We start from the raw sequence: 26604 nt of genomic DNA on the forward strand, positions 1-26604 counted from the left end.
GAAGGCTATTTTTCCAGAACGGGGAAGCGGATTACTGCCACTGACCGTTGCGGATAACGCCGACTGCCAGCCCTTCGATGGAGAAGTTCTGCTCGCGCAGATCAACCACTATCGGGGAAAACTCGCTGTTTTCCGGCAGCAGTTCAACGGTACTGCCCTGTTTTCTCAGGCGCTTAACCGTGACTTCATCATCAATGCGTGCGACGACAACTTGCCCGTTACGCACATCCTGTGTTTTGTGAACCGCCAGCAAATCGCCGTCGAGAATGCCGATATCGCGCATCGACATGCCGCTGACGCGCAGCAGGAAATCTGCGCTTGGCTTAAACATCGCCGGATCAACCTGATAATGGCCTTCAATATGTTGCTGTGCCAGCAACGGTTCGCCCGCCGCGACACGCCCAATCAAAGGAATGCCTGACTCTTCTTCAACGAGAAGACGAATACCGCGTGAAGCACCGGAGACAATCTCAAGAACGCCTTTACGTGCCAGCGCTTTCAGATGCTCTTCAGCCGCGTTCGGGGAACGGAACCCCAAGCGCTGCGCGATTTCCGCACGTGTTGGCGGCATACCCGTCTGGCTGATGTGATCCCTGATGAGATCGAACACCTCTTGCTGCCTGGTCGTTAACGCTTTCATTCCGCCCCCTGGGTGTATATACAGTTATGCTGTGAGTATATACAGTTAATGGCGAATTTGGAACCGCAAAACGCACAAAAAACCAGACGTTTGCGTAATTCTGCGGGCGTTATCGATAATGTGACCACAGTAAAGAGACCCAGGTGAAGACCGCGATGAAAATCGACAGCAACACCGCCGCGGACCCCATGTCTTTTGCGCGTCCCGAAAGTTCGTGACGTTCGGTGCCGATACGGTCCACTACCGCTTCAATCGCACTGTTGAGTATTTCCACTATCATCACCAATAGGACGGAGCCGATCAGCAACACGCGGGTGACCGTATCCACATCTAACCAGCAGGCAAGGATGATGGCGATAACGGCAGCAGTGCCTTCCTGACGAAAAGCGGCTTCGTTTTGCCATGCTGCGCGGAAGCCTTTCCAGGAGTAGCCTGCTGCTTTGAAGATTCGTGTTAACCCGGTGGTATCATTAGCCATCAAAAAAACCTTTTACCTTATTTAACGTCAATGTCACTGCGCGCCGGACGCGGTAGAACAGATATTTTGTGCACTTTCTGTTATCCTTGCGGCGCATTTGCATGATTAACCAGAGGCTTTACATCGTTTATGTCTGGCTGGCCACGAATTTACTACAAATTACTGAATTTACCATTAAGCGTACTGGTAAAGAGCAAATCTATCCCGGCAAATCCTGCACAGGAACTGGGACTGGATACCTCACGCCCTATTATGTACGTTCTGCCGTATAACTCGAAGGCAGATCTACTGACGTTACGCGCACAATGTCTGGCACATGGACTCCCGGATCCGCTGGAACCACTGGAGATCGACGGCACCGTGCTGCCGCGCCATGTGTTCATTCACGGCGGACCGCGCGCGTTCACGTATTACACACCGAAAGAAGAATCCATCAAACTGTTCCACGACTATCTGGACCTGCATCGCAGCAACCCGGATCTCGACGTGCAGATGGTCCCGGTGTCGGTGATGTTTGGTCGTTCACCAGGTCGCGAAAAAGGCGAAGCGAATCCGCCATTGCGCATGATGAATGGCTTCCAGAAATTCTTTGCTGTGACCTGGCTTGGTCGCGACAGCTTTGTGCGTTTCTCTCCGTCCGTGTCACTGCGCCGTATGGCGACCGAGCACGGCACCGATAAGATCATCGCACAAAAACTGGCACGTGTGGCACGTACCCACTTCGCTCGCCAGCGTCTGGCGGCCGTGGGCCCACGTCTGCCTGCACGTCAGGATTTGTTCAACAAATTGCTGGCGTCAAAAGCGATTGCCCGTGCGGTTGAAGACGAAGCACGTAGCAAGAAAATTTCCCATGAGAAAGCGCAGCAAAACGCCATCGCATTGATGGAAGAAATTGCGGCTAACTTCTCCTACGAAATGATCCGTCTGACTGACCGCGTTCTGGGCTTCACCTGGAACCGCTTGTATCAGGGGATCAACGTCAATAACGCCGAGCGTGTGCGCCAGTTGGCTCACGACGGCCATGAAATTGTCTATGTGCCCTGCCATCGCAGCCATATGGACTACATGTTGCTGTCCTACGTGCTCTATCACCAGGGCCTGGTGCCGCCGCATATCGCCGCAGGTATCAACCTGAATTTCTGGCCAGCAGGCCCGATTTTCCGCCGTCTGGGTGCGTTCTTTATCCGTCGTACCTTCAAAGGCAACAAACTGTACTCCACCGTGTTCCGTGAATACCTTGGCGAGCTGTTCAGCCGTGGCTATTCCGTTGAATACTTTGTGGAAGGCGGGCGTTCCCGTACCGGTCGTTTACTCGATCCGAAAACCGGCACCCTGTCGATGACCATTCAGGCCATGTTGCGCGGCGGCACCCGTCCGATCACCCTCGTGCCGATTTACATTGGCTACGAACACGTGATGGAAGTGGGTACCTACGCGAAAGAACTGCGCGGTGCGACCAAAGAAAAAGAAAGCCTGCTGCAGATGCTGCGAGGCTTGAGCAAACTGCGCAACCTCGGCCAGGGCTATGTTAACTTCGGCGAACCGATGCCGCTGATGACTTATCTCAACCACCATGTACCTGAATGGCGTGAATCCATCGACCCTATCGAAGCGATTCGCCCGGCGTGGCTGACGCCAACGGTGAACAATATCGCCGAAGACCTGATGGTACGCATTAACAACGCAGGTGCGGCAAACGCCATGAACCTGTGCTGTACCGCGCTGCTGGCGTCGCGCCAACGTTCACTGACCCGCGAGCAACTCACGCAGCAGCTGGATTGTTATCTGCAGTTGATGCGTAACGTGCCGTACTCGCCAGACGCGACCGTGCCAACTGTCACTGCTGACGCGCTGATTGAACACGCATTGCAGATGAACAAGTTCGAAGTCGAGAAAGACACCATCGGCGATATCATCATCCTGCCGCGCGAGCAGGCGGTGCTGATGACTTACTATCGCAACAACATTACCCATATGCTGATGATCCCGTCCCTGCTGGCCGCGATTGTCACGCAGCATCGCAACATCTCCCGTGCGGAGATGGTGCGTCATGTGGAAGTGCTGTACCCGATGCTGAAAGCCGAGCTGTTCCTTCGCTTCGAAAAAGCCGAACTGGCGGGTGTTATCGACCAGTTGCTGGCGGAAATGCAGCGTCAGGAACTGGTGACCATCGATCACGACGACGTCAGCGTTAACCCGGCGCATTCCCGCACGCTGCAATTGCTGGCGGCCGGGGCGCGCGAGACACTGCAACGCTATGCCATCACTTTCTGGTTGCTGAGCGCTAACCCGTCTATCAACCGCAGCACGCTGGAAAAAGAGAGCCGCACCGTGGCTCAGCGTCTGTCGGTACTGCACGGTATTAACGCGCCGGAGTTCTTCGATAAAGCGGTATTCAGTACACTGGTGCTGACGCTGCGTGATGAAGGCTACATCAGTGATAGCGGTGACGCAGAGCCTGCAGAAACCATTAAGGTTTACCAGATGCTGGCTGAGCTGATTGCTTCCGATGTGCGTCTGACTGTCGAAAGCGCCAATCAGGACGCATAAAAAAACCGGGTAGCGGTGACGCTAACCCGGTTCGATAAGAGAGGCTCAGTTTTCCGGGCCTCTTTTTTTACAGCAGATAACTCATCGCCAGACCAATAAACAGCACCAGCCCAACGTAGTTATTGTTCATAAACGCCTTGAAACAGGCATCACGCTCGCGGTCTTTAATCAGCTTCTGCTGATAGATAAACAGCGCCCCGGCGATGAAAATCGACCAGTAGAACTCCCAGTTCAGATGACTTAACCAGCCAACTGCCGCCATCAAAATCAGCGTCAACACCTGTAAAATCCCGATGATCAGCTTGTCCTGTTTACCGAACAGAATTGCCGTGGACTTCACGCCGATTTTTAAATCGTCATCGCGGTCAACCATCGCATATTGCGTATCGTAAGCCACCGTCCAGCAGATGTTAGCGGCAAACATCAACCAGCAGCTGAGCGGCAACGACTCGCTGACAGCGGCATAGGCCATCGGAATCGACCAACCGAACGCCGCGCCGAGCACCACCTGTGGCAAATGGGTATAGCGCTTCATGAACGGATAAACCCACGCCAGCGCCAACCCTACAACCGACAGCAAAATGGTCATCGTGTTGAGTGTCAGTACCAGTAAGAATGACAGCAGCACCAGCACGACAAAAACAACACGGGCTTCCTTTTCCGTAACATCACCGTTTGGCAGCGGACGATACGCGGTACGTTTGACATGCCCGTCAATTTTACGGTCGGCATAATCATTGACCACACATCCCGCCGCACGCATTGACCACACGCCGACCACAAAGACCACCAGGATCCACAGCGGCGGTACGCCAGGCATTGCCACCCACAGCGCCCATAATGTTGGCCAGAGCAGCAGCAACGTGCCAATCGGTTTATGCAATCTCATCAGATGGCAATAAGCCTGCAGCTTAGTCTGCGTCAGACTCCTCTCCATAATTCACATCCTCTCAGTACAACGGCGACGCAGGCAGAAACAGCTCGGTTAACAGCAGCGGTTTGCCACTCAAGCGTAGACGGGAACGACGCCCCCAAAGCTCTGCATCTTTACCAATTTCAATAAAATCACGGGTTAAAGTTGATGACGTAAACAGATAACGCCCAAGCGGCGTTTTGCCAAGCTTTTGCAGCGCCAGCTCAGGCCCACTCAGCGTGGACTCCGGCACTATCGTGCGCCCGGCAAGCCAGGGTTCGCCGTCTGCGCAGAGCAATATTTCACGCAGCCAGTAGCGCGATTCCGCGGGCAATAACGCCAGCTCCTCGGCAATTTCCTCCTGGCCTACATAATCTTCACGGACAAGCGTTACGGTGACGCGTTTGCCCTGCTGCTCAAAGCGTTTGGTCATGGAGTCTTCCAGCAGCAGCCAGTCAAGCAACTGTGCGTCGAGTTCCGGTATTGCGGTGTAATAGCGTAGTGCACGCAGCTGCGCCAGCGCAGGGTGTGACATGCCAGACTCTCCGATACATAACTTATCGGCATTGTATCGTAGAAAAGTGTTCGCGGGAGTAAGAAACGTCAATATACGAGCATCATCGCAACAGCCATGCAATGCACGGCTGAGCGCGGGCAAGAAATGCGGCAGTGGCAGAAAAAACGGTGCGCCCAAAAGGACGCACCGAATAGTCAACGCCAAACATCAGCAATGTGGGGAAACGATCACCCCTTGCCTTTTACACTACTGATAAAGGTGGAACGCGCTGAAGTCGAGCCAAGACGCTCGGCTTCGTTTAACAGTTTCAGCGCTTTGTCGACATCGCCTTCTTTAACCGCTTGCTTAATGGCATTGTTAAAGTAGCTTTCGGTGTCATTGAGAACCGGTTCGCCCTTCGCCGCTGGCGTTGCAGCGGAAGCGGCGACAGGTGCCGCGACAGCCGTGGCAGCAACAGGCGCTGCGGCTGGTGCGGCGGCTGGTGCGCTGTAAACAGGTGCAGCAGTGTTACCCACGGCGACAGGGGCTGGGCCGGATGATCCAAACAATGGCCCTACCAGAATGCTGGAAGATGAATTCGTTTTGACCTTTAGTTTCAGCGTACCGTCAGAGGTGTGACGGGCAATCGGGTCTGGAATATCCGGTACGGCGTTACCATTACCTTTGGCATAGGCTTTCGCCGGATCAACCATTGTGGTGGTTTGCTGAAGATCTTGTGGCGTCGTAAACACCAGTACATAAATTTTCTGCTGACCCAGAGCTGGCGTCAGGCGCATTACCCCTTCCAGGCGATTGGCGCTCATCACGCCCGGTTCCTGATAGGTAAAATAGCTGCTCGGGAAGTACGCCGATGGCGTCATGTTCTGATCCAGAATCAGCACGTTCGGTGCATAGACGCGAGATTCTTTGTTCACTTCACTGGTGAGCGTGATATTCAGCTCGCCAATATTCGCTGGCACGCTGTAAGCCGCAACCGGACCAGTGATACCTGACACATTCAGTTGCTGACCACCGCCGGCAAGATCGGTATTTTGGGTTTTGGACTGATCGACAGGCGTCCAGACTAATTGCTGTAATGCCGATGTCGGGATAGCAGGTGCGGCAGAAGTATTCTGCGGCACGAAATTCACATCTGCGAAACTGATTGCTGGCACGCTAGCCAACAGGCCAGCAGAGAGGCACAGCGCGATGAGACTTTTGTTCATTTTCATTTTATTCACCTCAAAGACAGGGCTCAGCGGTAGCCAGGCAATAGCGCGCTGAGTCTAAAACAGAGGGGCTTTCGCCCCTCTTTATTTGGCATAACAGTGGATTAACTTAACTGCGAATTACCACCAGATTTCCATCTGGGCGCCGAAGCTAAACTCGTCGTTGTCGCCGCGGCCAAGGCCAGAGGTCTGCATACCGAAGTTCGAGTTGAAGTCAGCGTTGTTTGATGCAGGGCTGCCTGCAGTGTCATAACCCCATTTCTCATCCCACTTGGCGTAGGTTGCGAAGACGCGCAGTGCCGGACGGGACCAGATGCTGTCGCCAGCCTGCCACTGTTGCGCGAGGGTGATTTTGTATTGGTTGTTGGTGTCGCCGGTATTCTGGGATTTGACGTTGTCGTAGCCCACTTCCAGCAAGGTACTCATGATAGGCGTCCATTTGTACATTGGGCGCACACCCACGGTGTACCACTTGGTGCCGTTGTTGTTGTCCCAGTTGATGTCCTGGTACATACCAACGTACATCAGGTCCCAGCTGTCGCCCAGGGAGATTGCACCGTGGTCGAGGATACGCAGCAGGTGGCCGTTATTGTTAACGCCGTAAGCAAACAACTTACCATCTTCGTCATTGCCCAGACCTACACCGCCGCCCTGAGACTGGCCTTTACCCTGTGAGGTCAAAGCGTCAGTCGCGTACTGAACAACGAATTTGTTAAAGCCTTTCAGCATGCTCTGAGTATGTTCTGCAGTGAACATCCAGCCATCTTTAGAGGCCTGTGGCTGCAGGTAATAGTCGTCGTTCACGTTAGTGTGACCGTAGTCAACACCCAGTTCCAGCGTACCGCCTGGGTTGATTTCCATCTGGCCCAAACGTACGTCAAAGACATCGTTCGAGGTTGGATCGGTATAGTCACGCAGCTGACTGCTGGCGAAGGCAGAAGAACCACCCGCTTCAGTAGAACGAGTAGCGGCAAAGGAGAGTTTACCGATACCCGCATCAATGTTTTCCAGACCTGCACCCGGGCCGGAGATATCCCAGTAGTAGAAGTCGATCATGTGAACGTCATGACGCTGATAGAAGCGTTTACCGGCCCACATATTGGCGCCTGGCAATGAGTCGATCAGGTTTTTACCCACCACGTTAAATTCACGGATTGCCGGAGTCGTTCCGTTCTCCCAGTCGTTCAACTGAGGAGAGGTATAAGCGATGTTGGAGTCGAAATAGAAGCTCTTATCCCCTTCTTTCCACACTTCCTGACCTAATTTAATTTCAGCGTACGTTTCACATTCGTTACCCAGACGGTATTTAGACTGAGCACCGGTTGCCTGGAAACATTGCTGCGGGCCACCGCTACCTGTCCAGCCAATCCCCGAACGGGCATAACCTTTGAAATCTACGGCGCCCGCGTGCGCAGACAAAATGCCTGCAGTCACGGCGATTGCCAGTGGAAGTTTGCGCAGAGTAATCATCATTCTATCTCCTGAGACCATTGCTTTTCTTTTGTTATGGGATTTAAACGCCCGGTTCTTTGTGCAGCCGACGACATGCAGAGCCATCCTCACGGAACAGATGGCAACGCTCTGGCGGCAGACCGATAGCGAATTTGGCTCCCTCTTCTACCAACACCACGTCATTCTGGCGGTACACCAGGTTCTGACGGATGGCGGGGATCTGGATATGAATTTGCGTTTCGTGACCCAGTTGCTCGACGACCTGTACGTCCCCTTCGAGGGTGACATCGGCGATGTCACTCGGCAGAAGATGCTCAGGACGAATACCTAACGACATATTGGCGCCAACCTGCACGCCGGTACTTTCCACCGGCAGCCAGATTTGCTGACGATTCGGCAGTTCCACCTGCACCTGCTCGATGGCAGTAGCAGTGACTTTCACCGGCAGGAAGTTCATCTTTGGCGAGCCGATAAAGCCCGCGACAAAACGGTCTGCCGGGTAGTGATAAAGTTCGAGTGGTTTGCCGATCTGCGCGACGCGCCCGGCATCCAGTACCACGATTTTGTCGGCCAGGGTCATGGCTTCGACCTGATCGTGGGTAACGTAAATCATCGTGCGGCCCAGACGCTTGTGCAGGCGGGAAATCTCAATACGCATCTGCACACGCAGCGCGGCGTCAAGGTTCGACAAAGGTTCATCGAGCAGGAACACACGCGGCTCGGCCACCAGCGTACGGCCAATCGCCACACGCTGACGCTGTCCACCGGAAAGCGCTTTCGGTTTACGCTCCAGAAGGTGAGCCAGTTGCAGCACTTCGGCCACCTGAGTCACGCGCTGGTTAATGACGTCTTTCTTTGCGCCCGCAAGCTTGAGGCCGAAAGACATATTTTCTGCAACAGAGAGATGGGGGTACAACGCGTAGGACTGGAATACCATGCCGATACCGCGCTCAGCGGGCGGCGTTTCGTTCATACGTTTTTCACCAATCAGCAGTTCCCCACTGGTGATGGTTTCCAGACCAGCGATCATACGCAGCAGCGTGGATTTACCGCAGCCCGATGGCCCGACAAACACCACAAACTCCCCCTCGTGGATATCGAGATTGATGTCTTTTGACACCACCACGTCACCCCAGGCTTTCGTTACATTTCGCAGCTGTACGCTCGCCATCCCCTTCTCCCTTCGTTACAACCTGTCACTAAAAGAAACACTCAACTGGCGCTGACTATGCGCGACCTATAACTTTCGTGAATCCTCCACCCCTTAGGTTTTTCATGGGGGAGGAGATGGGAGGATGAGGAGAGGTCATCTGCCACCGCTGACGGCGGGGCTTAGCGAAAAGCGTGATGAACACAGCAAAAACCGGCGTCATTTTGTGTGCGCCAGAACCCATAACTTAATTTTATGCAACGGAGATCACACAAACCGGGGGTGGGGCGTAGGGTCGGGGAGGATGGAAAGAGGATGTTAAGAAAGGAAACTTGGCGACGTAAAAGCCACCAGGCGTCTCCAGGCGCATTTCACCAAACAGGACGGGATCTATGAAAATCAAAACTGGCGCACGCATCCTCGCGCTGTCTGCATTGACCACAATGATGTTTTCCGCTTCTGCCCTCGCGAAAATCGAAGAAGGCAAGCTGGTTATCTGGATCAACGGCGATAAAGGCTATAACGGCCTCGCTGAAGTCGGTAAGAAATTTGAGAAAGACACCGGCATTAAAGTGACCATTGAACACCCGGACAAACTGGAAGAGAAATTCCCGCAAGTTGCCGCAACAGGTGACGGTCCGGACATCATCTTCTGGGCGCATGACCGTTTTGGTGGCTACGCGCAATCTGGCCTGCTGGCAGAAGTGACGCCGGACAAAGCCTTCCAGGACAAACTCTATCCGTTCACCTGGGACGCGGTACGTTACAACGGCAAACTGATCGCCTACCCAATCGCCGTCGAAGCCCTGTCTCTCATCTATAACAAAGACCTGGTGCCGAACCCGCCGAAAACCTGGGAAGAGATCCCAGCGCTGGATAAGCAACTGAAAGCGAAGGGTAAATCCGCGCTGATGTTCAACCTGCAAGAACCGTACTTCACCTGGCCACTGATTGCAGCTGACGGCGGTTACGCGTTCAAATTTGAAAACGGCAAATATGACGTCAAAGACGTGGGCGTGGACAATGCCGGCGCGAAGGCGGGTCTCACCTTCCTGGTTGACCTCATCAAGAACAAACACATGAACGCAGATACCGATTACTCCATCGCGGAAGCGGCGTTCAACAAGGGCGAAACCGCGATGACCATCAACGGTCCGTGGGCGTGGTCCAACATCGACAAGAGCAAAATCAACTACGGCGTGGCGATGCTGCCAACCTTCAAAGGCAAAGCATCTAAACCGTTCGTGGGCGTGCTGAGCGCAGGGATCAACGCCGCCAGCCCAAACAAAGAGCTGGCGAAAGAGTTCCTTGAAAACTATCTGCTGACCAACGACGGTCTGGCTGATGTGAACAAAGACAAACCGCTGGGTGCGGTTGCGCTGAAATCTTACCAGGAACAACTGGAAAAAGATCCGCGTATTGCTGCCACCATGGCGAACGCCCAGAAAGGCGAAATCATGCCTAACATCCCGCAAATGGCCGCCTTCTGGTATGCCACCCGTACTGCGGTTATCAATGCGGCAAGCGGACGTCAGACTGTCGATGCTGCGCTGAAAGATGCTCAGGGTCGTATTACTAAGTAACACACGATCGCCCCCCTTACCCATTTGGGAAGAAGGGGAAATAGACACTATTTTTCTAGTTGTATACCCAACATAATTCGCGTTGCAGGAAGGCGGCAAGAGAGTGAATCCCCAGGAGCTTACACAAGTAAGTGACTGGGGTGAGCAAACGCCGCCAACACACCTGCAGCGCGAAGTATGAAGGGGATAGAGGAAAAGACCCCATGGATGCCGTTAAAAAGAGTCACTGGTGGCAAAGCAATACGCTGAAGTGGTCCGTAATCGGGCTGCTGAGCCTACTGGTGGGTTACCTTGTTGTTTTAATGTACGCCCAGGGGGAGTACCTGTTTGCCATCATGACGCTGATTTTAAGCTCTGTTGGCCTGTATATTTTCGCCAATCGCAAAGCCTATGCCTGGCGCTATGTCTATCCGGGCGTGGCTGGCATGGGACTGTTTGTTCTGTTCCCGCTTATCTGCACCATTGCTATCGCCTTTACCAACTACAGCAGCACCAACCAACTCACGCAGGAACGCGCGCAGCAGGTGCTGATGGATCGTTCTTATCAGGCAGGCAAAGCCTATAACTTCGGGTTATACCCGGCGGGCGAAGAATGGAAGCTGGCGCTGACCGATGGCGACAGCGGCAAAAATTATGTTTCCGACGCGTTCAAACTCGGCGGCGAGCAAAAAATTACGTTGAAAGAAGCTGACGCCCTGCCGGAAGGCGAGCGTGGCAATCTGCGTGTCATTACCCAGAACCGTCAGGCGCTGACCCAGCTGACTGCCGTTCTGCCCGATGACAGCAAAGTGATCATGAGTTCCCTGCGCCAGTTCTCGGGTACGCAACCGCTGTATACCGAAGGGGAAAAGGGCGAGCTGACCAACAGCCAAAGCGGCGTGAAGTATCGCCCGAACAATCAGATTGGCTTTTATCAGTCGGTCAACGCCGACGGTAACTGGGGCGACGAAAAACTCAGCCCGGGTTATACCGTCAGCATCGGCTGGGATAACTTCACCCGCGTCTTTACCGATGAGGGTATTCAGAAACCGTTCTTCGCAATCTTCGTCTGGACAGTGGTTTTCTCTGTACTGACCGTGCTGCTGACCGTTGCGGTAGGCATGATTCTGGCGTGCGTCGTGCAGTGGGAATCGTTGAAAGGCAAAGCTATTTACCGTGTGTTGTTGATTCTGCCGTACGCCGTGCCGTCGTTTATCTCCATCCTTATCTTCAAAGGGCTGTTTAACCAGAGCTTTGGTGAGATCAACATGATGCTGGGCGCGCTGTTTGGCATCAAACCAGCCTGGTTCAGCGACCCGACGACCGCGCGTTCGATGATCATCATCGTCAACACCTGGCTTGGGTATCCATACATGATGATCCTGTGCATGGGCCTGCTGAAAGCGATTCCGGACGATCTGTATGAGGCCTCAGCAATGGACGGCGCGGGTCCATTCCAGAACTTCTTTAAGATTACGCTGCCGCTGCTGATCAAGCCGCTGACGCCGTTGATGATTGCCAGCTTCGCGTTCAACTTTAACAACTTCGTGCTTATCCAGTTGTTGACCAACGGCGGCCCGGACAGACTTGGCACCACCACGCCTGCGGGCTACACCGATTTGCTGGTGAGCTACACCTACCGTATCGCCTTTGAAGGCGGCGGCGGTCAGGACTTTGGTCTGGCGGCGGCGATTGCCACGCTGATCTTCCTGTTGGTAGGCGCATTGGCGATTATCAATCTCAAAGCCACGCGCATGAAATTCGATTAAGGGAGAATTCGACAATGGCTATGGTTCAACCGAAATCTCAAAAGCTGCGCCTGTTTACGACGCATCTGTTACTGCTGATTTTCATCGCCGCGATCATGTTCCCGCTGCTGATGGTTATCGCGATTTCACTGCGCGAAGGTAACTTTGCTACCGGCAGTTTGATCCCCGACCAAATTTCGTGGGAACACTGGAAACTGGCGCTCGGCTTTAGCGTTGAGCACGCGGATGGCCGTGTGACGCCGCCGCCGTTCCCGGTACTGCTGTGGCTGTGGAACTCGATCAAAATCGCCTGTATCACTGCCATCGGTATTGTGGCGCTCTCCACCACTTGCGCTTACGCTTTCGCCCGCATGAAGTTCCCGGGCAAAGCGACGTTGCTGAAAAGCATGCTGATTTTCCAGATGTTCCCGGCGGTGCTGTCGCTGGTCGCGCTGTACGCATTGTTTGACCGCCTCGGTCAGTACATTCCGTTCATCGGCCTGAATACCCACGGCGGCGTCATCTTCGCCTATATGGGCGGGATCGCGCTGCACGTCTGGACCATCAAAGGCTATTTCGAAACCATCGACGGTTCGCTGGAAGAAGCCGCCGCGCTGGATGGTGCCACACCATGGCAGGCTTTCCGCCTGGTGCTGCTGCCGCTGTCGGTGCCGATTTTAGCCGTTGTATTTATTCTGTCGTTCATCGCCGCCATCACCGAAGTGCCGGTCGCTTCTCTGCTGCTGCGCGATGTGAACAGCTACACCCTGGCCGTGGGGATGCAGCAATATCTCAACCCGCAAAACTACCTGTGGGGCGACTTTGCCGCCGCGGCTGTGCTGTCTGCCATCCCAATCACACTGGTGTTCCTGCTGGCTCAGCGCTGGTTGGTTAACGGCCTGACGGCGGGCGGGGTGAAAGGTTAAGTTTCATCGTTATACCTGCCCTATAGATTTCGGGTTAGGGCAAGATGGTGACTGAGTGAATCCCCGGGAGCTTACTTAAGTAAGTGACTGGGGTGAGTGAAGGAAACCAACGCCGCCATAACCCGAAAGATGACGGGCAATGCCACTGTAATGCCACTGTTATCCTCAAACTTGTATTAATCCTATTGTGACTGTTGTTTGGCGCTCCCCGGAGCGCCATTTTTTTATTCACGCTTCAGACGCTTGGAATTACACAGCCACAAGGTGATCACCAGCAATAAGATCGCGGCTGAATAGATCAGTACATCAAGAGGGGATTTGTGATCGACGATGATCAGCCGCACGATGGCGGTGATCCCGATATAGACAAAGTAGCGTAGCGGGAAGTGAAACCCAGACTGAAAGTATTTCACAATCAGGGCGATAAACTCGAAATAGAGGAAGTAAACGACCAGCCCTTCCACCAGCTCATACTTGCTGGTTTGCTCTGGCGCGAACAAGACGTCGGCCAGATGCACGGTCTCTTTACCGAGGAAAACCACCAGGATCAGGCCCAGACTGAGCAGACCCAGATTCAACACGGTTTGCAAAACAGTGGAGATAAACTCTACGCGCGGAGGAGTGAGCGACGTCATGCAGTACCTCCTTCGTGATGGCGAGATCTCTGTATAACGCAAAAATGTGACGGAGATCTACATTTTTTGTTTATGTTTTGTGCAAACCAGAGGAATCGCCCGGTGGCGCTGCGCTTACCGTGCCTACGGTTTTGTAGGCCGGACAAGCACAGTGCCGCCCGGCACAGCGCATCAACGGAAGTTCTGGCTGCGATCGCTGGTCATGTCATAGAGCTGGAATTTACGACCCAATTGCTGACCACCGTCACGCGTCAGCGGCGTCCAGCCAATCGCTGCACGACTGCGGCTTGGGCCGGACGAGAACAGGTCCAGCGGCACGGAAACATACACGCCTTTAGTGAAATCACCTTCGCCGTATTCATCCGCTGAAACATTGGTAATGGTCGCATACGCCCCCACAACCACACCGCTGTCGAAGTGTTTCGACACTTCCAGCGTGCCGCCTTTATCGCCCGCCAGATATTGCCCGACGCTGGCTTTGATCAGCACATCTTGTGCGAACGAAGGCGTCCAGTACGCCGTCAGGTTCCCGACATTGGCGCTGTAATCGGTGAATTTCATCATGTCCATCGAGCTTTGCCAGTCACGCTGTTTCACGTAGTTGGCATCAACCCCAAACGCCCAATTGCTGTCCACCGGGCGATACAGCACTTCCGCGCCCACGCCGCCGTACATGGTTTCCAGATAACCGCCGTATACCTGCCCGTAAAAATCATTGCCCAGATACTGGAGATAGTTGGCTTGCAGGTTATTCACGTACACATCGTTTTCAACGTATTCACGCACATGAGTACGCACGCGTGGCAGCGTTGAGTCGTTCGGCGGGTTGGTGTAATTAAATTTGTCGTAGTTATTGGCGATGTTGCCGAACAGACTGCCGGTCGTTAGCAAATGATCCGTCACCCACCAGTCGGCGGTCGCCATCACGCCCAGCTGGTACATGTAGAAACTTTCTGGCCCGCCAATCGACTGGCTAAGCACCGGGTCGATATGGAAATCAAAGCTCGATTTGTCGATGTACCAGCCCTGCTCGGTTTTATCCGGCACGACTGGCGCGACACGTTGTTGCACCAGTTCCGTTTCATTGCCCAGCGGTTCGCCTTCCAGATGACGCTTGAGGCTGGCGACGTTTGTTTCCGTCGTCACTTGCGGCATGTTAAGGCGGTTCTCTGTCACGCGAATAGTGCTAATGCCATCCGGCAAATCGTTCATGATGATACGGTTTGCACGCTCAATACCTTCGCGTGAATCGCGGTATTTCACCTGTTCGCCAGTGACGTATAGCGTGTCACCTTTGACCTGAATTTTCGGGTCAGCAAACCCGGCGTTGTATTTCAGTAAGGTCAGCTGATTTGCCACCACAGAGTGTTGCAGGATGGCGTCCTGCGGCTCCGGCTGGTACTTCGGTCGGGCATTGTCGTTATACGACGGGCGCAGATCGTTGAAGTTGTTACGCAAGGTGAAGCCGAACATCACGGTATTGCCGCGCTCATAGCTGAGGTTAACGTCGGCCCAATCGGTCACGCGATAAATGGCGCCGACGTTAAACTTACTTTTTTGTTCGAGCTTACCGGCGAAATCCTGACTGTAGTCGTTACCTTCATATTCCAGTTTCAGGCGCAGCGGCTGCCACGGCGTTTGATATTCCACACCGCCAAATAATGAGGCTGGCCCGTGGAACATCTGGCTACTGTCCATCGACCCCGCCTGACGATAGCTGTTGTTGCGAGAGCAAAACTTGTCGTCGTAGCTACAGAACGGATTTTTGACGTTGCCGCTGGTGCCTAGATAACCCCAGCCAAGGCCGAGACTGAAATCGAACGGTCCCCAGGCTTTGCTGGCAACCAGATATTCCGCATCAAACAGGCCCGTCCCGCCGATATCACGCGCGCCGACAGACACCTGTGGCAGCCAGTAGCTCTCTTCCCACAGACGTAATTTCAGATCGAACGCTTTATCTTTGTAGGTTTGATCGCCGGAGAACGATTCCACGCTGCTGTACTCTCGGGTACGCACGTCGGTGTAACGCAGCGTTGTTTCCAGCCACGGGAAAAGCTGCACCGAAGCGGAGTAATAGCGGTACTGGTCATTATCGCGATAGTTGAGGCTCAACTCCCCTTCCCGTGCCATGCGCGCAGTAGGTGTTTGTAACAAGCCGACGCCACCAAAATCAGATTGCGACGGGCCGATTGGAGCCGGATACGTTTCTGCGTGGCAGGCCGCGCTCACGCCCAGTGCCAGCAGGCTGTAGAGAAATCTGTTTTTCATTGTTCCGGGATCCGCTGTGCAAGGGCCCGAAGAAGCGCGGCGTTGAGGTCGTCATACTTCTTCGTCCAAAGTGAGTCGGCGAAACCGACAAAAATGATGCTGCCGGGCATCGGCTCAATATGACGCTTATTCCAGTACGCGACCGGGGCTTTTTGTTGGCGTCCATCGGGGTAAATGACCCAGGCGTAACTGCGGTCTGCCCCGCTTAGAAGGCTCATCGCATCGAGATAATCGGCGACATCTTTACCCGGCGTAAATGCAGTTTCTCCGGGGCGGCTGACCAACCCAAATACGGTAACAGTGGTGGGCTGTTGCCCGACCCACAGGCTGTATTGCCCTTCCAGCGGCGGGTTAGCGCGACGCCCGAGCCGCACGCGATCCGGATCGAGGCTGACAAATTGTCGGCCCGTGATATTTAGCGCCTGTAACTGTTGACGAACGGCATTGATCGCGGCGGCATCGTCCCCGCTTTCGTCAGCGACGAGCGCTGCCAGCTGCGTCATGAGCGTCTGTTTTTGCTGCTGCGCCACGGCGGTGGCCTGTTTTTCGGCGATGACTGCGCCGGGCCACCAGCTTTTTGCCAGTCGCGGCTGAGCCACCAGATCCGCAAGATGTCCGGCGTCGGTCAGCGTTTTCGCTTGTTTTGCGCCGTTGATGTAAACGTCGACGGTGCCAGCGGCGAAGGCCAGTGGTGCGATAAACAGCGTCATCAGGGCGGCAAGAGAGAGTCGTTTCATTGCTTCGCCGCCTTGATCAACGTGGTTTTCACCGGGAAGAAATTCGCGCCGAGATACTGCTCTGACTGGCGAATTTGTCCGTCACTGTCCACCCAGAAAAGGTTCTGCCAGCTCGCCTGATCGGTACTGGCGTCTTCCACCAGCACGCGTACAGCGGTGGAGTCTCCCGCCAGTGTCAGGGTATCGGTGCCCTGCCAGTGGAATTCGGATCGCGCAGTGGCGTAGCGCACCTGTTTGTGTTCTGTCCAGCCCATCGTGCGCGTCCAGCTTGCGCCATCGACGATTTGGTTTGGCTTCGTCAGCGGATCGGCATCGAGATTGTTCACGCTGAGCAGGTTGTCACCGCCGAGCAGCGTTTTCACGATTCGCCCGTGCTGCGTCACCACGGTCGCCTGATCCTGCGTCACCCATTTCTGTTGACCGTTTTCGGCAAAGGCGAGAACCACAAACAGCTGCGGGCCGTTATTGAGCTGCATATATTGGCTGGCGTAAGGCATATTCTGAATATCGTCGGCAGTGAGCTGCACACCGGGCGTGCCGAACAGGCTGTGCCAGAGAGATTTCCCCACGCCTTCCGTACTGGAAGAACAAGCCTGAAGCAGCAGGCAAAGGGTGATAATAATGGGTCGCTTCACGACTCTTCTCCGAAGGGGCAAAATAACCACACCGAAGTGTGGTTAGGGTTAATGACCCGTGAGACTTAGCGGGTACTTGTGGTTGTCGTGGTCGTGGTTCCAGTATTGGAGCCATCACCACTACCGGTCGCCGCCAGTGCGACCCCCACGGCCGAACTTACGGCGCTGGCGCTGGTTGCGGCGGAACTGCCCGCAGACACAGACGTCGCTGCCGACCCTGCCGCTTCACCGGTTTCCACCGGAGCCGCATAAGCAGACGTCGCCGCAAGCGCAGAAATGGCAAAAATGCCATACAGAACTTTTTTCATTGCTATTTCCCTTCATTGGTTGAATGAATGGAGATTCACCTGAGAAATTCAGGCGATATCGAGTATACACAACTAAAGCAGACGAATTACGGCGCAGGAAATAAGCAAGTCGGTTTTAGGACAACGAGAGAAAATCGTTATTTAATAATTCCTGATAATTAATAAATCCTTTTAATTCAATTACATTGAAAAATAACAACATCAAGAAAATCCTAAAAATCAAAATATGCCTTTACGGTCACAACGGCTTTTAGGATTAACCTGAACAGGAAAAGCAGAATAGTTCTGCGGTGATTCGCTTCTTATTCCCTGAAATTTAAAAGGGAAATTAAATGCCCTTCATTTCACTTATCAGTAATGCGGCGAGAACAGAATAAGCATTCTGCGATCCGGATAATCCCTTCCTAAACGACATTGCCATTGCTCTCTTTGATGTGTCCATCAGCCGCAGGTTTTTGCGCCGTCACCTGCGTAAAGTGTCGGCATTCTGCCGTTCTTGTCTGAGGATCTGTCATGAAAACATTCACCGTTGGTCTGTTTGGTATTGGGCTTGATACGTACTGGCCGCAGTTTCACGGGCTGCGCGAACAACTCGAAAGCTTTCTCGGGCGCGTTGATAATCAACTGCAAAGTCGCGAAGTCGCGGTGATCAACGGCGGCCTGGTTGATAGCCCACACACCATGGATAACGCGGCTGCGCTGTTCGCCAGCAAAAATGTGGATGCGCTGGTGTTGTACATCACCACCTATGCGCTGAGTTCCACCGTGTTGCCGTTGGTGCAGCAACTCAACGTGCCGGTGCTGATCCTGGCGCTCCAGCCGGAGAAAAAAGTCCCTTGCGAAGCAATCAATAAACACCCCGATCGCGGCGTCAGAACCGGGCAATGGCTGGCGCATTGTCAGGCCTGTAGCGCCCCGGAGCTGGTGAACGTATTCCAGCGCGCCAATCTCGGTTATACGCTGGTGCCGGGGTATCTCGACGACCCGCAGGCTTGGCAGGAAATCGACAACTGGCTGGCGGCGACTCAAACAATCAAAGCACTGAAAACCACCAACATCGGCATCGTTGGCCATTATTACAACGGCATGTATGACGTGTATTCGGACATGACCAATCTGTCGGCAAAATTTGGCGTGCGCTTCAAAGTGCTGGAAGTGTGCGAACTGGCGGCTACGTTGCCCGCTATTACGGACGCGGAGCGTCAGCAAAAACGCGCGCAGGTGGCTGATTCGTTAAACATCGATCCAGCCTGTGAAGAGTACGAGCTGCAACGGGCCATCGCCACATCGGTGGCGCTGGATAAACTGGTGGCCCACCACCAACTGGCCGCGATGGCCTATTACTACGAAGGGGCATCCGGTTCGCCGCAGGAAAATATCATCACCTCGGTGATCCTCGGCAATACGCTGCTGACCGAACGGGATATTCCGGTGGCGGGCGAGTGCGAAATCAAAAACGTAATTGCGATGAAAATCCTCAGTTTGTTGAAAGCGGGCGGATCGTTCTCCGAGCCTTATGGCATTGATTTTGATAACGATACAGTGCAGTGGGGTCACGATGGCCCGGCGCATCCGCTCATGTCGGCAGGAAAAGTCCGACTGGTGCCGCTGCCGGTGTATCACGGTAAACCGGGCAAAGGCGTATCGATTCAGATGACGGTCAAGCCTGGCCCGGTGACGTTTTTATCTGTCGTTGAGCACCGCGACGGCAGCGTGACGCTTCAATATGCCGAAGGCGAAGCGCTTCCGGGTGAAGTGTTAGATATCGGCAATACCAACAGCCATTATCGCTTTACGCTATCGGCACGTGAATTTACCCGTCGCTGGTGCGAAGGCGGTCCGGCGCATCATTGCGCGATTGGGATCGGGCATGTGGGAGAAAAGCTTGAGGCGATTGCCCGTTTGTTGGGTATACAGAGTTTGCGGATTGGGTGAGGCATTGCCGGGTGGCGCTACGCTGACCCGGCCTACGAAACACCAAATAACCTGAAACCTCAGATACGAACACATCTTCCTGCAACTCTGCATAATTCGAGTTGCAGGACAAAGAGGCAAAGCCTCTTTGAACAGCGCTTGCGCTGGCCCCGTAGGGGGCGGCCCAAGTGGGCCGCTCACGCGGCAAGCCTGGGCATCCCCAGGAGCTTACACAAGTAAGTGACTGGGGTGAGCAGGTGCAGCCAACACACCTGCAGCTTGAAGTATGAAGAGTTTAGCCGCGCCAGGATTTGTAACGGTTAATCAGGCCATTAGTCGAGCTATCATGGCTGCTGACGTCTTTCCCGTCATTCAGTTCTGGCAGAATACGGTTCGCCAGCTGTTTGCCCAATTCAACGCCCCACTGGTCAAACGTGAAGATGTTGAGGATCGCGCCTTGAGTGAAGATTTTGTGCTCATACAGTGCAATCAACGCGCCCAGGCTGAACGGGGTGATTTCGCGCAGCAGGATCGAGTTGGTCGGGCGGTTGCCTTCAAACACTTTGAACGGAACGACGTGTTCCAGGGTTTTCGGGTCTTTACCCTGATCCGCATATTCCTGCTCAACCACATCGCGTGCTTTACCAAACGCCAGCGCTTCGGTCTGAGCGAAGAAGTTTGACAGCAGCTTCGGATGATGATCAGACAGCGGGTTATGAGTATTGGCAGGCGCGATGAAATCACAAGGAACCATTTTGGTGCCCTGGTGGATCAGCTGATAAAACGCGTGCTGACCATTTGTGCCTGGCTCACCCCAGATGATTGGGCCGGTCTGGTAATCCACCGCGTTGCCATTACGGTCAACGTATTTGCCGTTGGATTCCATGTTGCCCTGCTGGAAGTACGCCGCGAAACGGTGCATGTACTGGTCGTACGGCAGAATCGCTTCGGTTTCAGCACCAAAGAAGTTGTTGTACCAGATGCCAATCAGCGCCAACAACACCGGCAGGTTTTTCTCGGCAGGCGTAGTGGAGAAATGCTTATCCATCGCGTGTGCACCGGACAGCAGCTCAACAAAGTTTTCGTAGCCGACAGACAGAATGATCGACAGACCAATCGCAGACCACAGAGAGTAACGACCGCCGACCCAGTCCCAGAATTCGAACATGTTTGCGGTGTCGATACCGAACTCGCCGACAGCTTTACCGTTGGTGGACAGCGCCGCGAAGTGTTTCGCAACGTGCTTTTCATCACCAGCGGTTTTCAGGAACCAGTCGCGCGCACTATGGGCGTTGGTCATGGTTTCCTGGGTGGTGAAGGTTTTTGATGCCACCAGGAACAGCGTGGTTTCCGGGTTCACGCCTTTCAGCACTTCGGCGATGTGGGTGCCATCGACGTTAGAGACAAAGTGCATGTTCAGGTGATTTTTGTACGGGCGCAGCGCCTCGGTCACCATGAACGGGCCGAGATCCGAACCGCCGATACCAATGTTAACAACATCAGTAATCGCTTTGCCGGTGTAGCCTTTCCAGTTGCCAGAAATAATGGCTTCTGAGAAATGCTTCATCTTCTCCAGCACCGCGTTCACTTCCGGCATCACATCTTTGCCGTCAACGATAATCGGGGTGTTGCTGCGGTTACGCAGCGCAACGTGCAGCACCGCGCGATCTTCCGTGCGGTTGATTTTCTCACCGGAGAACATGGACTTGATGGCACCCGCCAAATCGGTCTCTTTCGCCAGCGCTTGCAGCTTGCTTAACGTCTCTTCGGTGATACGGTTTTTGGAAAAGTCTACCAGCATCTGATCGTCGAACGTTGCGGAAAACTTGGCGAAACGGTCGCCATCTTTCGCGAACAGGTCGGCAATCGACACGTCCTTCATTTCATCATAATGTTTCTGTAATGCCTGCCATGCAGAAGTCTGCGTTGGATTGATGTTTTTCATAGCAATACTCTTCTGATTTGAAAAATGTGACTTCGGTGGATTGTAGCGCTTGCGACGGTTTTTGTGATGACTTTTGTGTCATTAGGCATTTTCTTGTATCTCTTGAGTAACCCGAGTACACCGCTGTTGTTTATACTCTGAGCACACGCCGTCCGGGGAGACGAACGGCTACACGTGATGAAAGGAAAAAGAAAAAATGGAACTGCCGGTCCCGTTTCTGCTGGTGATCATTGCTATCGCCTCTTTGTTGGCGCAGTGGCTCGCCTGGGGTTTGCGTATCCCTGCTATTTTGCCGTTACTGCTGATGGGTGTAGGGCTCGGTCCCGTATTACATATCCTTGATCCCGATCTGCTCTTTGGCTCGCTGTTGTTCCCACTGGTGTCGCTGTCGGTGGCAATCATTTTGTTTGAAGGCGCACTGACGCTGCGTTTTGATGAAATTCGCGGGCTGGGCGGCGTAGTGCGCAATCTGGTGACGGTCGGGATGCTGATCACTTTTGCCGTTATTTCGTTGACCTGTTGGGGCATTCTCGGACTCACACCGCAGATTTCCGCACTGATTGGCGCGGTGACGGTGGTAACCGGGCCAACGGTCATCGCTCCGCTGATGCGTGTCGTACGCCCCTCTGCGAACATCAACCAGGTGTTACGCTGGGAAGGGATTGTCATCGATCCGGTCGGGGCTATTTTTACCCTACTGGTATTCGAGTTCATTACTATTCATGAGACGACAGGCGGCGGGCTGCATCTGCTGCTGATGCTGGGCCAGACGCTGGTAGTGGGCCTGGCAAGCGGCGCCATTTTTGGTTTCCTGCTGGGCAATGCCCTGAAACGCGGCTGGCTACCGGGCTACCTGCAAAACTTCGCGGTCCTGGCGATTGTGCTGCTGACTTTCGGGCTTTCAAATACGCTGGCGGATGAGTCTGGCCTGCTAGCCGTAACAGTTCTCGGTATCTGGCTTGCCAACATGAAAGAAGTCGAGACCGCAGATATTGTGGAGTTTAAAGAAGAACTCTCCGCCATTTTGCTGTCGGCGCTGTTTATTATTCTCGCCGCAAGACTCGATATTCAGGCGTTGTGGGCGATGGGCTGGCCGCTGATTGCCTTGTTACTGGTGGTGCAGTTTATTGCACGTCCGTTGTGTATTCTCGCGTCAACCTGGCGCTCAACCCTTAGCTGGCGTGAAAAACTGCTGCTGTGCTGGATTGCGCCGCGCGGGATTGTTGCCGCCGCGGTCAGTGCGTTGTTCGCCCTGACGTTGCAAAAAGATGGCTACGATGGGGCCGAGCAGGTAGTGACAGTGGTCTTTGCCATTATCATCGGCACCGTTGTGCTGCAAAGCCTCACCAGCGGCTGGCTGGCGCGTCTGCTCGGCGTCCAGCAGCGCAAACCACGCGGTATATTGATTGTCGGTGCGAACACGGTCGCCCGTACGCTGGCGCAGGCGTTGAAGAAACTCGATATTCCGGTGCAACTCAGCGATAACAGCTGGGAATATTACCGTCTCGCACGTATGGAAGGTTTACCAACCTATTACGGCAATGTCTGGTCGGAACACGCGGAAAACTTCCTCAACCTGAGCGAGACTCGCCAGGTGATCGCGCTTTCGCCAAACCGCCATCAAAATGCGCTGGCTGTGCTGCACTTTAAACACATCTTCGGCGAAAACCGTGTGTTCTCCATACGTACTGGTCAGGAAACCAAAGGCCGCAGCGAAAAGGAGACACGCCATGAGCGGTTGTTCGATAAAGAGCTCACCTGGGCGCGACTCAGCAGTTTGCTGGCAAAAGGCGCGGTGGTAAAAGTCACCCGACTGAATGAGAATTTTGGTTGGGAAGAATATCGGGAAGCGAACCCCGGCGCGACGCCGTTGTTTGCGCGAAAAGAGGACGGCGTGTTGATGACAATGAACAGTCACCAGCCTCCACCGCTGCCGTGTACATTGGTCGCGATAGTTGAAAATGAAAAATCGACATCATCGTAACATTGACAACACCCCCCAGAACCCTTTATTTATAAACCCTACCCGCGCACTTGTGCGTGGGCCAGAAGAGGAGCATCGCCCAGGCGAAGTGTTTGAGGAGCCAATCCGGAGACAACACTTTATGGGGAGCGATGCCGAGATAGCAGAACATCTGGCAGTGTTCACTATCGGCTACAGAGGCTGAATCCTTTGGGCTGTCACCGGAAGCGACCCGCAGTCGGGCGCTTCACAAGGTGGAGCGCTTCTGGGTGAACTGTAGCTTTCTACGTCTACCCTTCCGCTCTTCCCTTGTGCCAAGGCTGAGAATTTAATTCCCTGACACGAGGTTTTTATGACACATGCAGTTTCCCCGCTGGTTGTAGCCAAATTTGGCGGTACCAGCGTAGCCGATTACGATGCCATGAACCGCAGCGCCGACGTGGTGCTCACCGATTCCGGCGCTCGCCTGGTCGTCCTTTCCGCCTCGGCGGGGGTTACCAATCTGCTGGTCGCTCTGGCAGAAGGTCTCGGATCCACCGAACGTTTCGTTAAACTCGACGCGCTGCGCAAAATTCAGTTCGATATTCTCGAACGCCTGCAAAACCCGAATGTGATTCGCGAAGAAGTGGAACGCCTGCTGGAGAACATCACCACGCTGGCGGAAGCGGCTTCGCTTGCGACGTCAACCGCGCTGACCGATGAACTGGTCAGCCATGGTGAACTGATGTCCACGCTGCTGTTTGTTGAGATCCTGCGTGAGCGTAACGTCCAGGCCCAATGGTTTGACGTGCGCAAAGTTATGCGCACCAGCGATCGCTTTGGCCGTGCCGAGCCGGACGTCGCCGCGCTGGCGGAACTGACCCGTCAGCAACTTGCCCCTCGTCTGGAAGAAGGTCTGGTGATCACTCAGGGCTTTATCGGAAGCGAATCTAAAGGCCGTACCACAACGCTGGGCCGTGGCGGCAGCGATTACACCGCCGCGCTGCTGGGCGAAGCGCTGGATGCTTCTCGCGTGGATATCTGGACCGATGTACCAGGCATTTACACCACCGACCCGCGCGTCGTGCCTGCCGCACATCGTATTGACGAAATTGCGTTTGAAGAAGCCGCCGAACTGGCGACATTTGGCGCAAAAGTGCTGCATCCGGCGACACTATTGCCTGCGGTGCGCAGCGATATTCCGGTGTTTGTCGGCTCCAGCAAAGATCCGAAAGCAGGCGGCACGCTGGTGTGCAACAAAACCGAAAACCCGCCGCTGTTCCGCGCCTTAGCCTTGCGTCGTAAACAAACTCTGCTTACCTTACACAGCCTCAACATGCTGCATTCACGTGGTTTCCTCGCGGAAGTGTTCGGTATTCTGGCGCGTCACAATATTTCGGTCGACTTGATCACGACCTCAGAAGTGAGTATCGCGTTGACGCTCGACACCACCGGCTCCACCGCCACCAGCGACACGCTGCTGACGCAGTCCCTGCTGATTGAGCTGTCTGCACTGTGCCGCGTGGAAGTGGAAGAGAACCTGGCGTTGGTCGCGCTGATTGGCAATGATCTGTCAAAAGCCTGCGGCGTGGGCAAAGAAGTGTTTGGCGTACTCGAACCGTTCAATATCCGTATGATTTGCTATGGCGCGTCCAGCCATAACCTGTGCTTCCTCGTGCCGGGTGGCGAAGCGGAAGAAGTCGTGCAAAAACTTCATCATAATTTGTTTGAATAATTATCCTTAGCAGGATAAACAATACCTATAGCCGGGCTCGAACCCGGCTTTTTTATAATCAAAATTAGCCTAAATAATTCGAGTTGTAGCAAGGCGGCAAGGGAGTGACAAATTCGTCTGGAACGAATTTGACCAGCCAAAGGCTGGCCTATGGTGAGAGACAGGAGGTCTCTCATTCAATCCTCAGGAACTTACTTGAGTAAGTGACTGAGGTTTGTGAGTGCAGCCAACGCGGCTACAGCTTGAAGTATGACGGGTAAAAACAACACAACGTTTGCAAGGAATACAATATGCTCGCCATCCTCACGCGGCTGTTCCCGTTATGGGCCGTACTGCTCTCTATTCTTGCGTATAAAACGCCCACCACCTTCACACCGATTGGCCCGTGGGTAACCACGCTGCTGATGCTGATTATGTTCGGCATGGGCGTGCACCTGAAAATCGACGATTTCAAACGCGTGCTGTCGCGCCCGGCCCCCGTCGCGGCGGGTATTTTCCTGCATTATCTGGTGATGCCGCTCGCGGCGTGGCTACTGGCGATGCTGTTCCACATGCCGCCGGAGTTATCTGCCGGGATGGTGCTGGTTGGTAGCGTTGCCAGCGGTACCGCGTCGAATGTGATGATTTTTCTGGCAAAAGGCGACGTGGCGCTCTCCGTCACGATTTCGTCGGTTTCCACTCTGGTGGGTGTTGTCGCCACGCCACTGCTGACGCGCCTGTTCGTGGACACCCGTATTAAGGTAGACGTGATGGGGATGCTGCTCAGTATTCTGCAAATCGTAGTCATCCCGATTGCGCTTGGACTGGTGGTGCATCATCTGCTGCCGCGCGTAGTAAAAGCGGTGGAACCGTATCTGCCTGCGTTCTCGATGGTCTGTATTCTGGCGATCATCAGCGCAGTGGTGGCGGGCTCCGCGTCGCATATCGCGTCCGTCGGGTTTGTCGTGATTTTGGCGGTGATTCTGCACAACGCGATCGGCCTGCTCGGCGGTTACTGGGGCGGACGCCTGTTTGGCTTCGACGAATCCACCTGCCGCACGTTGGCCATCGAAGTCGGGATGCAAAACTCCGGCCTCGCCGCCGCACTGGGCAAAATCTACTTCGGCCCACTCGCCGCCCTGCCCGGCGCGCTGTTCTCCGTCTGGCACAACCTTTCTGGCTCGCTACTGGCGGGATACTGGTCCGGTAAACCAGTGAGTAAACAGAAAATCGCCGTGGCAAAAGAGAGTTAATTCAGACACGCATGGCTTCGGGAGAGGCTGTGCGTTTTTCCTTCCCTGTAATACCTTCGTTATTTGCAGAATCTCTGCGTACAGCCTTCCAAAAGTGCAAAATTCCCTC

At 54.3% G+C, this 26604-nt stretch carries 21 protein-coding genes and 1 riboswitch; of the genes, 8 read left to right on the plus strand and 13 right to left on the minus strand.

Going from position 1 to position 26604, the window contains the following annotated elements; translation table 11 throughout:
- Positions 1–31: 31 nt before the first annotated feature.
- Both lexA and VH187_RS04700 read right to left on the minus strand, forming a co-directional pair.
- Entirely contained in the window at positions 32–640 is a 609-nt protein-coding gene (gene lexA / locus VH187_RS04695) for a transcriptional repressor LexA (protein WP_329700327.1), read from the minus strand.
- 109 nt (positions 641–749) lie between these two features.
- Positions 750–1118: a diacylglycerol kinase gene (locus tag VH187_RS04700; protein ID WP_329700328.1), complete on the minus strand. Its 369-nt coding sequence runs from the start codon at positions 1116–1118 to the stop codon at positions 750–752.
- Positions 1119–1247: 129 nt separating this feature from the next.
- Between VH187_RS04700 and plsB the strand changes: the two genes are divergently transcribed.
- Positions 1248–3668 (plus strand): glycerol-3-phosphate 1-O-acyltransferase PlsB, encoded by a 2421-nt coding sequence (gene plsB, locus VH187_RS04705; RefSeq protein ID WP_329700329.1) that lies wholly within the window; start codon positions 1248–1250, stop codon positions 3666–3668.
- A gap of 67 nt (positions 3669–3735) precedes the next feature.
- Here plsB and ubiA read toward each other — a convergent pair whose 3' ends face one another.
- The 5 genes from ubiA to malK all read right to left on the minus strand — a co-directional run bounded on the left by ubiA (position 3736) and on the right by malK (position 8929).
- A complete protein-coding gene (ubiA, locus tag VH187_RS04710) occupies positions 3736–4605 on the minus strand; it encodes a 4-hydroxybenzoate octaprenyltransferase (RefSeq protein WP_329700330.1) in 870 nt (289 codons plus the stop codon).
- 13 nt (positions 4606–4618) lie between these two features.
- Positions 4619–5116 carry a chorismate lyase gene (gene ubiC / locus VH187_RS04715; RefSeq protein ID WP_329700331.1) on the minus strand — a complete coding sequence of 166 codons (498 nt, stop codon included), beginning with the start codon at positions 5114–5116 and terminating at the stop codon, positions 4619–4621.
- A gap of 209 nt (positions 5117–5325) precedes the next feature.
- Positions 5326–6309 (minus strand): maltose operon protein MalM, encoded by a 984-nt coding sequence (gene malM / locus VH187_RS04720; RefSeq protein WP_329700332.1) that lies wholly within the window; start codon positions 6307–6309, stop codon positions 5326–5328.
- A gap of 117 nt (positions 6310–6426) precedes the next feature.
- On the minus strand, positions 6427–7779 hold the full coding sequence (locus tag VH187_RS04725; protein WP_329700333.1) for a maltoporin: 1353 nt from the start codon (positions 7777–7779) through the stop codon (positions 6427–6429).
- A 40-nt stretch (positions 7780–7819) separates the two neighbouring features.
- Positions 7820–8929: a maltose/maltodextrin ABC transporter ATP-binding protein MalK gene (gene malK, locus VH187_RS04730; protein ID WP_329700334.1), complete on the minus strand. Its 1110-nt coding sequence runs from the start codon at positions 8927–8929 to the stop codon at positions 7820–7822.
- Between the two features lie 371 nt (positions 8930–9300).
- Between malK and malE the strand changes: the two genes are divergently transcribed.
- The 3 genes from malE to malG all read left to right on the plus strand — a co-directional run bounded on the left by malE (position 9301) and on the right by malG (position 13144).
- Positions 9301–10491 carry a maltose/maltodextrin ABC transporter substrate-binding protein MalE gene (malE, locus tag VH187_RS04735; RefSeq protein ID WP_329700335.1) on the plus strand — a complete coding sequence of 397 codons (1191 nt, stop codon included), beginning with the start codon at positions 9301–9303 and terminating at the stop codon, positions 10489–10491.
- 203 nt (positions 10492–10694) lie between these two features.
- Positions 10695–12239, plus strand: a complete 1545-nt coding sequence (gene malF / locus VH187_RS04740; protein ID WP_329700336.1) for a maltose ABC transporter permease MalF — start codon at positions 10695–10697, stop codon at positions 12237–12239.
- A gap of 14 nt (positions 12240–12253) precedes the next feature.
- Positions 12254–13144, plus strand: a complete 891-nt coding sequence (malG, locus tag VH187_RS04745; protein WP_329700337.1) for a maltose ABC transporter permease MalG — start codon at positions 12254–12256, stop codon at positions 13142–13144.
- 224 nt (positions 13145–13368) lie between these two features.
- Here the strand turns inward: malG and psiE are convergent, their stop codons facing one another.
- The 5 genes from psiE to yjbE form a co-directional block, all read right to left on the minus strand.
- A complete protein-coding gene (gene psiE, locus VH187_RS04750; RefSeq protein ID WP_329700338.1) occupies positions 13369–13779 on the minus strand; it encodes a phosphate-starvation-inducible protein PsiE in 411 nt (136 codons plus the stop codon).
- 171 nt (positions 13780–13950) lie between these two features.
- Positions 13951–16047 (minus strand): YjbH domain-containing protein, encoded by a 2097-nt coding sequence (locus VH187_RS04755; RefSeq protein ID WP_329700339.1) that lies wholly within the window; start codon positions 16045–16047, stop codon positions 13951–13953.
- Positions 16044–16784 (minus strand): capsule biosynthesis GfcC D2 domain-containing protein, encoded by a 741-nt coding sequence (locus VH187_RS04760; RefSeq protein ID WP_329700340.1) that lies wholly within the window; start codon positions 16782–16784, stop codon positions 16044–16046. Before VH187_RS04760 ends, VH187_RS04755 begins: the two co-directional genes overlap by 4 nt.
- A complete protein-coding gene (locus tag VH187_RS04765; RefSeq protein ID WP_329700341.1) occupies positions 16781–17419 on the minus strand; it encodes a YjbF family lipoprotein in 639 nt (212 codons plus the stop codon). The genes VH187_RS04760 and VH187_RS04765 overlap by 4 nt, the downstream gene beginning before the upstream one ends.
- 65 nt (positions 17420–17484) lie before the next feature.
- Positions 17485–17727, minus strand: a complete 243-nt coding sequence (gene yjbE, locus VH187_RS04770; RefSeq protein ID WP_329700342.1) for an exopolysaccharide production protein YjbE — start codon at positions 17725–17727, stop codon at positions 17485–17487.
- A gap of 513 nt (positions 17728–18240) precedes the next feature.
- Here yjbE and VH187_RS04775 point away from each other — a divergent pair.
- On the plus strand, positions 18241–19662 hold the full coding sequence (locus VH187_RS04775; RefSeq protein ID WP_329700343.1) for an L-fucose/L-arabinose isomerase family protein: 1422 nt from the start codon (positions 18241–18243) through the stop codon (positions 19660–19662).
- A gap of 274 nt (positions 19663–19936) precedes the next feature.
- On the opposite strand, the gene pgi is transcribed toward VH187_RS04775, so the two are convergent.
- Positions 19937–21586 (minus strand): glucose-6-phosphate isomerase, encoded by a 1650-nt coding sequence (pgi, locus tag VH187_RS04780; protein WP_329700344.1) that lies wholly within the window; start codon positions 21584–21586, stop codon positions 19937–19939.
- A gap of 196 nt (positions 21587–21782) precedes the next feature.
- Between pgi and VH187_RS04785 the strand changes: the two genes are divergently transcribed.
- The 3 genes from VH187_RS04785 (at position 21783) to panS (ending at position 26495) form a co-directional block, all read left to right on the plus strand.
- Positions 21783–23570 carry a cation:proton antiporter gene (locus VH187_RS04785; RefSeq protein ID WP_329700345.1) on the plus strand — a complete coding sequence of 596 codons (1788 nt, stop codon included), beginning with the start codon at positions 21783–21785 and terminating at the stop codon, positions 23568–23570.
- 57 nt (positions 23571–23627) lie between these two features.
- Positions 23628–23822: riboswitch (Lysine riboswitch) on the plus strand.
- Positions 23823–23901: 79 nt separating this feature from the next.
- Positions 23902–25263 carry a lysine-sensitive aspartokinase 3 gene (gene lysC / locus VH187_RS04790; protein WP_329700346.1) on the plus strand — a complete coding sequence of 454 codons (1362 nt, stop codon included), beginning with the start codon at positions 23902–23904 and terminating at the stop codon, positions 25261–25263.
- A gap of 290 nt (positions 25264–25553) precedes the next feature.
- Entirely contained in the window at positions 25554–26495 is a 942-nt protein-coding gene (gene panS, locus VH187_RS04795; protein ID WP_329700347.1) for a ketopantoate/pantoate/pantothenate transporter PanS, read from the plus strand.
- The last annotated feature ends 109 nt before the right edge of the window (positions 26496–26604 follow it).

The sequence above is a fragment of the Scandinavium sp. genome (genome assembly GCF_036271055.1).
GTDB lineage: Bacteria > Pseudomonadota > Gammaproteobacteria > Enterobacterales > Enterobacteriaceae > Scandinavium.

Bases quoted from the DNA above. Each gene is read 5' to 3' on its own strand.
- VH187_RS04760 (WP_329700340.1), bottom strand. From the start codon at position 16,784: ATGAAACGACTCTCTCTTGCCGCCCTGATGACGCTGTTTATCGCACCA.
- malE (WP_329700335.1), top strand. From the start codon at position 9,301: ATGAAAATCAAAACTGGCGCACGCATCCTCGCGCTGTCTGCATTGACC.
- ubiC (WP_329700331.1), bottom strand. From the start codon at position 5,116: ATGTCACACCCTGCGCTGGCGCAGCTGCGTGCACTACGCTATTACACC.
- malK (WP_329700334.1), bottom strand. From the start codon at position 8,929: ATGGCGAGCGTACAGCTGCGAAATGTAACGAAAGCCTGGGGTGACGTG.
- lysC (WP_329700346.1), top strand. From the start codon at position 23,902: ATGACACATGCAGTTTCCCCGCTGGTTGTAGCCAAATTTGGCGGTACC.
- psiE (WP_329700338.1), bottom strand. From the start codon at position 13,779: ATGACGTCGCTCACTCCTCCGCGCGTAGAGTTTATCTCCACTGTTTTG.
- yjbE (WP_329700342.1), bottom strand. From the start codon at position 17,727: ATGAAAAAAGTTCTGTATGGCATTTTTGCCATTTCTGCGCTTGCGGCG.
- VH187_RS04725 (WP_329700333.1), bottom strand. From the start codon at position 7,779: ATGATGATTACTCTGCGCAAACTTCCACTGGCAATCGCCGTGACTGCA.
- lexA (WP_329700327.1), bottom strand. From the start codon at position 640: ATGAAAGCGTTAACGACCAGGCAGCAAGAGGTGTTCGATCTCATCAGG.
- VH187_RS04785 (WP_329700345.1), top strand. From the start codon at position 21,783: ATGGAACTGCCGGTCCCGTTTCTGCTGGTGATCATTGCTATCGCCTCT.
- panS (WP_329700347.1), top strand. From the start codon at position 25,554: ATGCTCGCCATCCTCACGCGGCTGTTCCCGTTATGGGCCGTACTGCTC.
- VH187_RS04755 (WP_329700339.1), bottom strand. From the start codon at position 16,047: ATGAAAAACAGATTTCTCTACAGCCTGCTGGCACTGGGCGTGAGCGCG.
- plsB (WP_329700329.1), top strand. From the start codon at position 1,248: ATGTCTGGCTGGCCACGAATTTACTACAAATTACTGAATTTACCATTA.
- pgi (WP_329700344.1), bottom strand. From the start codon at position 21,586: ATGAAAAACATCAATCCAACGCAGACTTCTGCATGGCAGGCATTACAG.
- malG (WP_329700337.1), top strand. From the start codon at position 12,254: ATGGCTATGGTTCAACCGAAATCTCAAAAGCTGCGCCTGTTTACGACG.
- malF (WP_329700336.1), top strand. From the start codon at position 10,695: ATGGATGCCGTTAAAAAGAGTCACTGGTGGCAAAGCAATACGCTGAAG.
- VH187_RS04700 (WP_329700328.1), bottom strand. From the start codon at position 1,118: ATGGCTAATGATACCACCGGGTTAACACGAATCTTCAAAGCAGCAGGC.
- VH187_RS04775 (WP_329700343.1), top strand. From the start codon at position 18,241: ATGAAAACATTCACCGTTGGTCTGTTTGGTATTGGGCTTGATACGTAC.
- ubiA (WP_329700330.1), bottom strand. From the start codon at position 4,605: ATGGAGAGGAGTCTGACGCAGACTAAGCTGCAGGCTTATTGCCATCTG.
- malM (WP_329700332.1), bottom strand. From the start codon at position 6,309: ATGAAAATGAACAAAAGTCTCATCGCGCTGTGCCTCTCTGCTGGCCTG.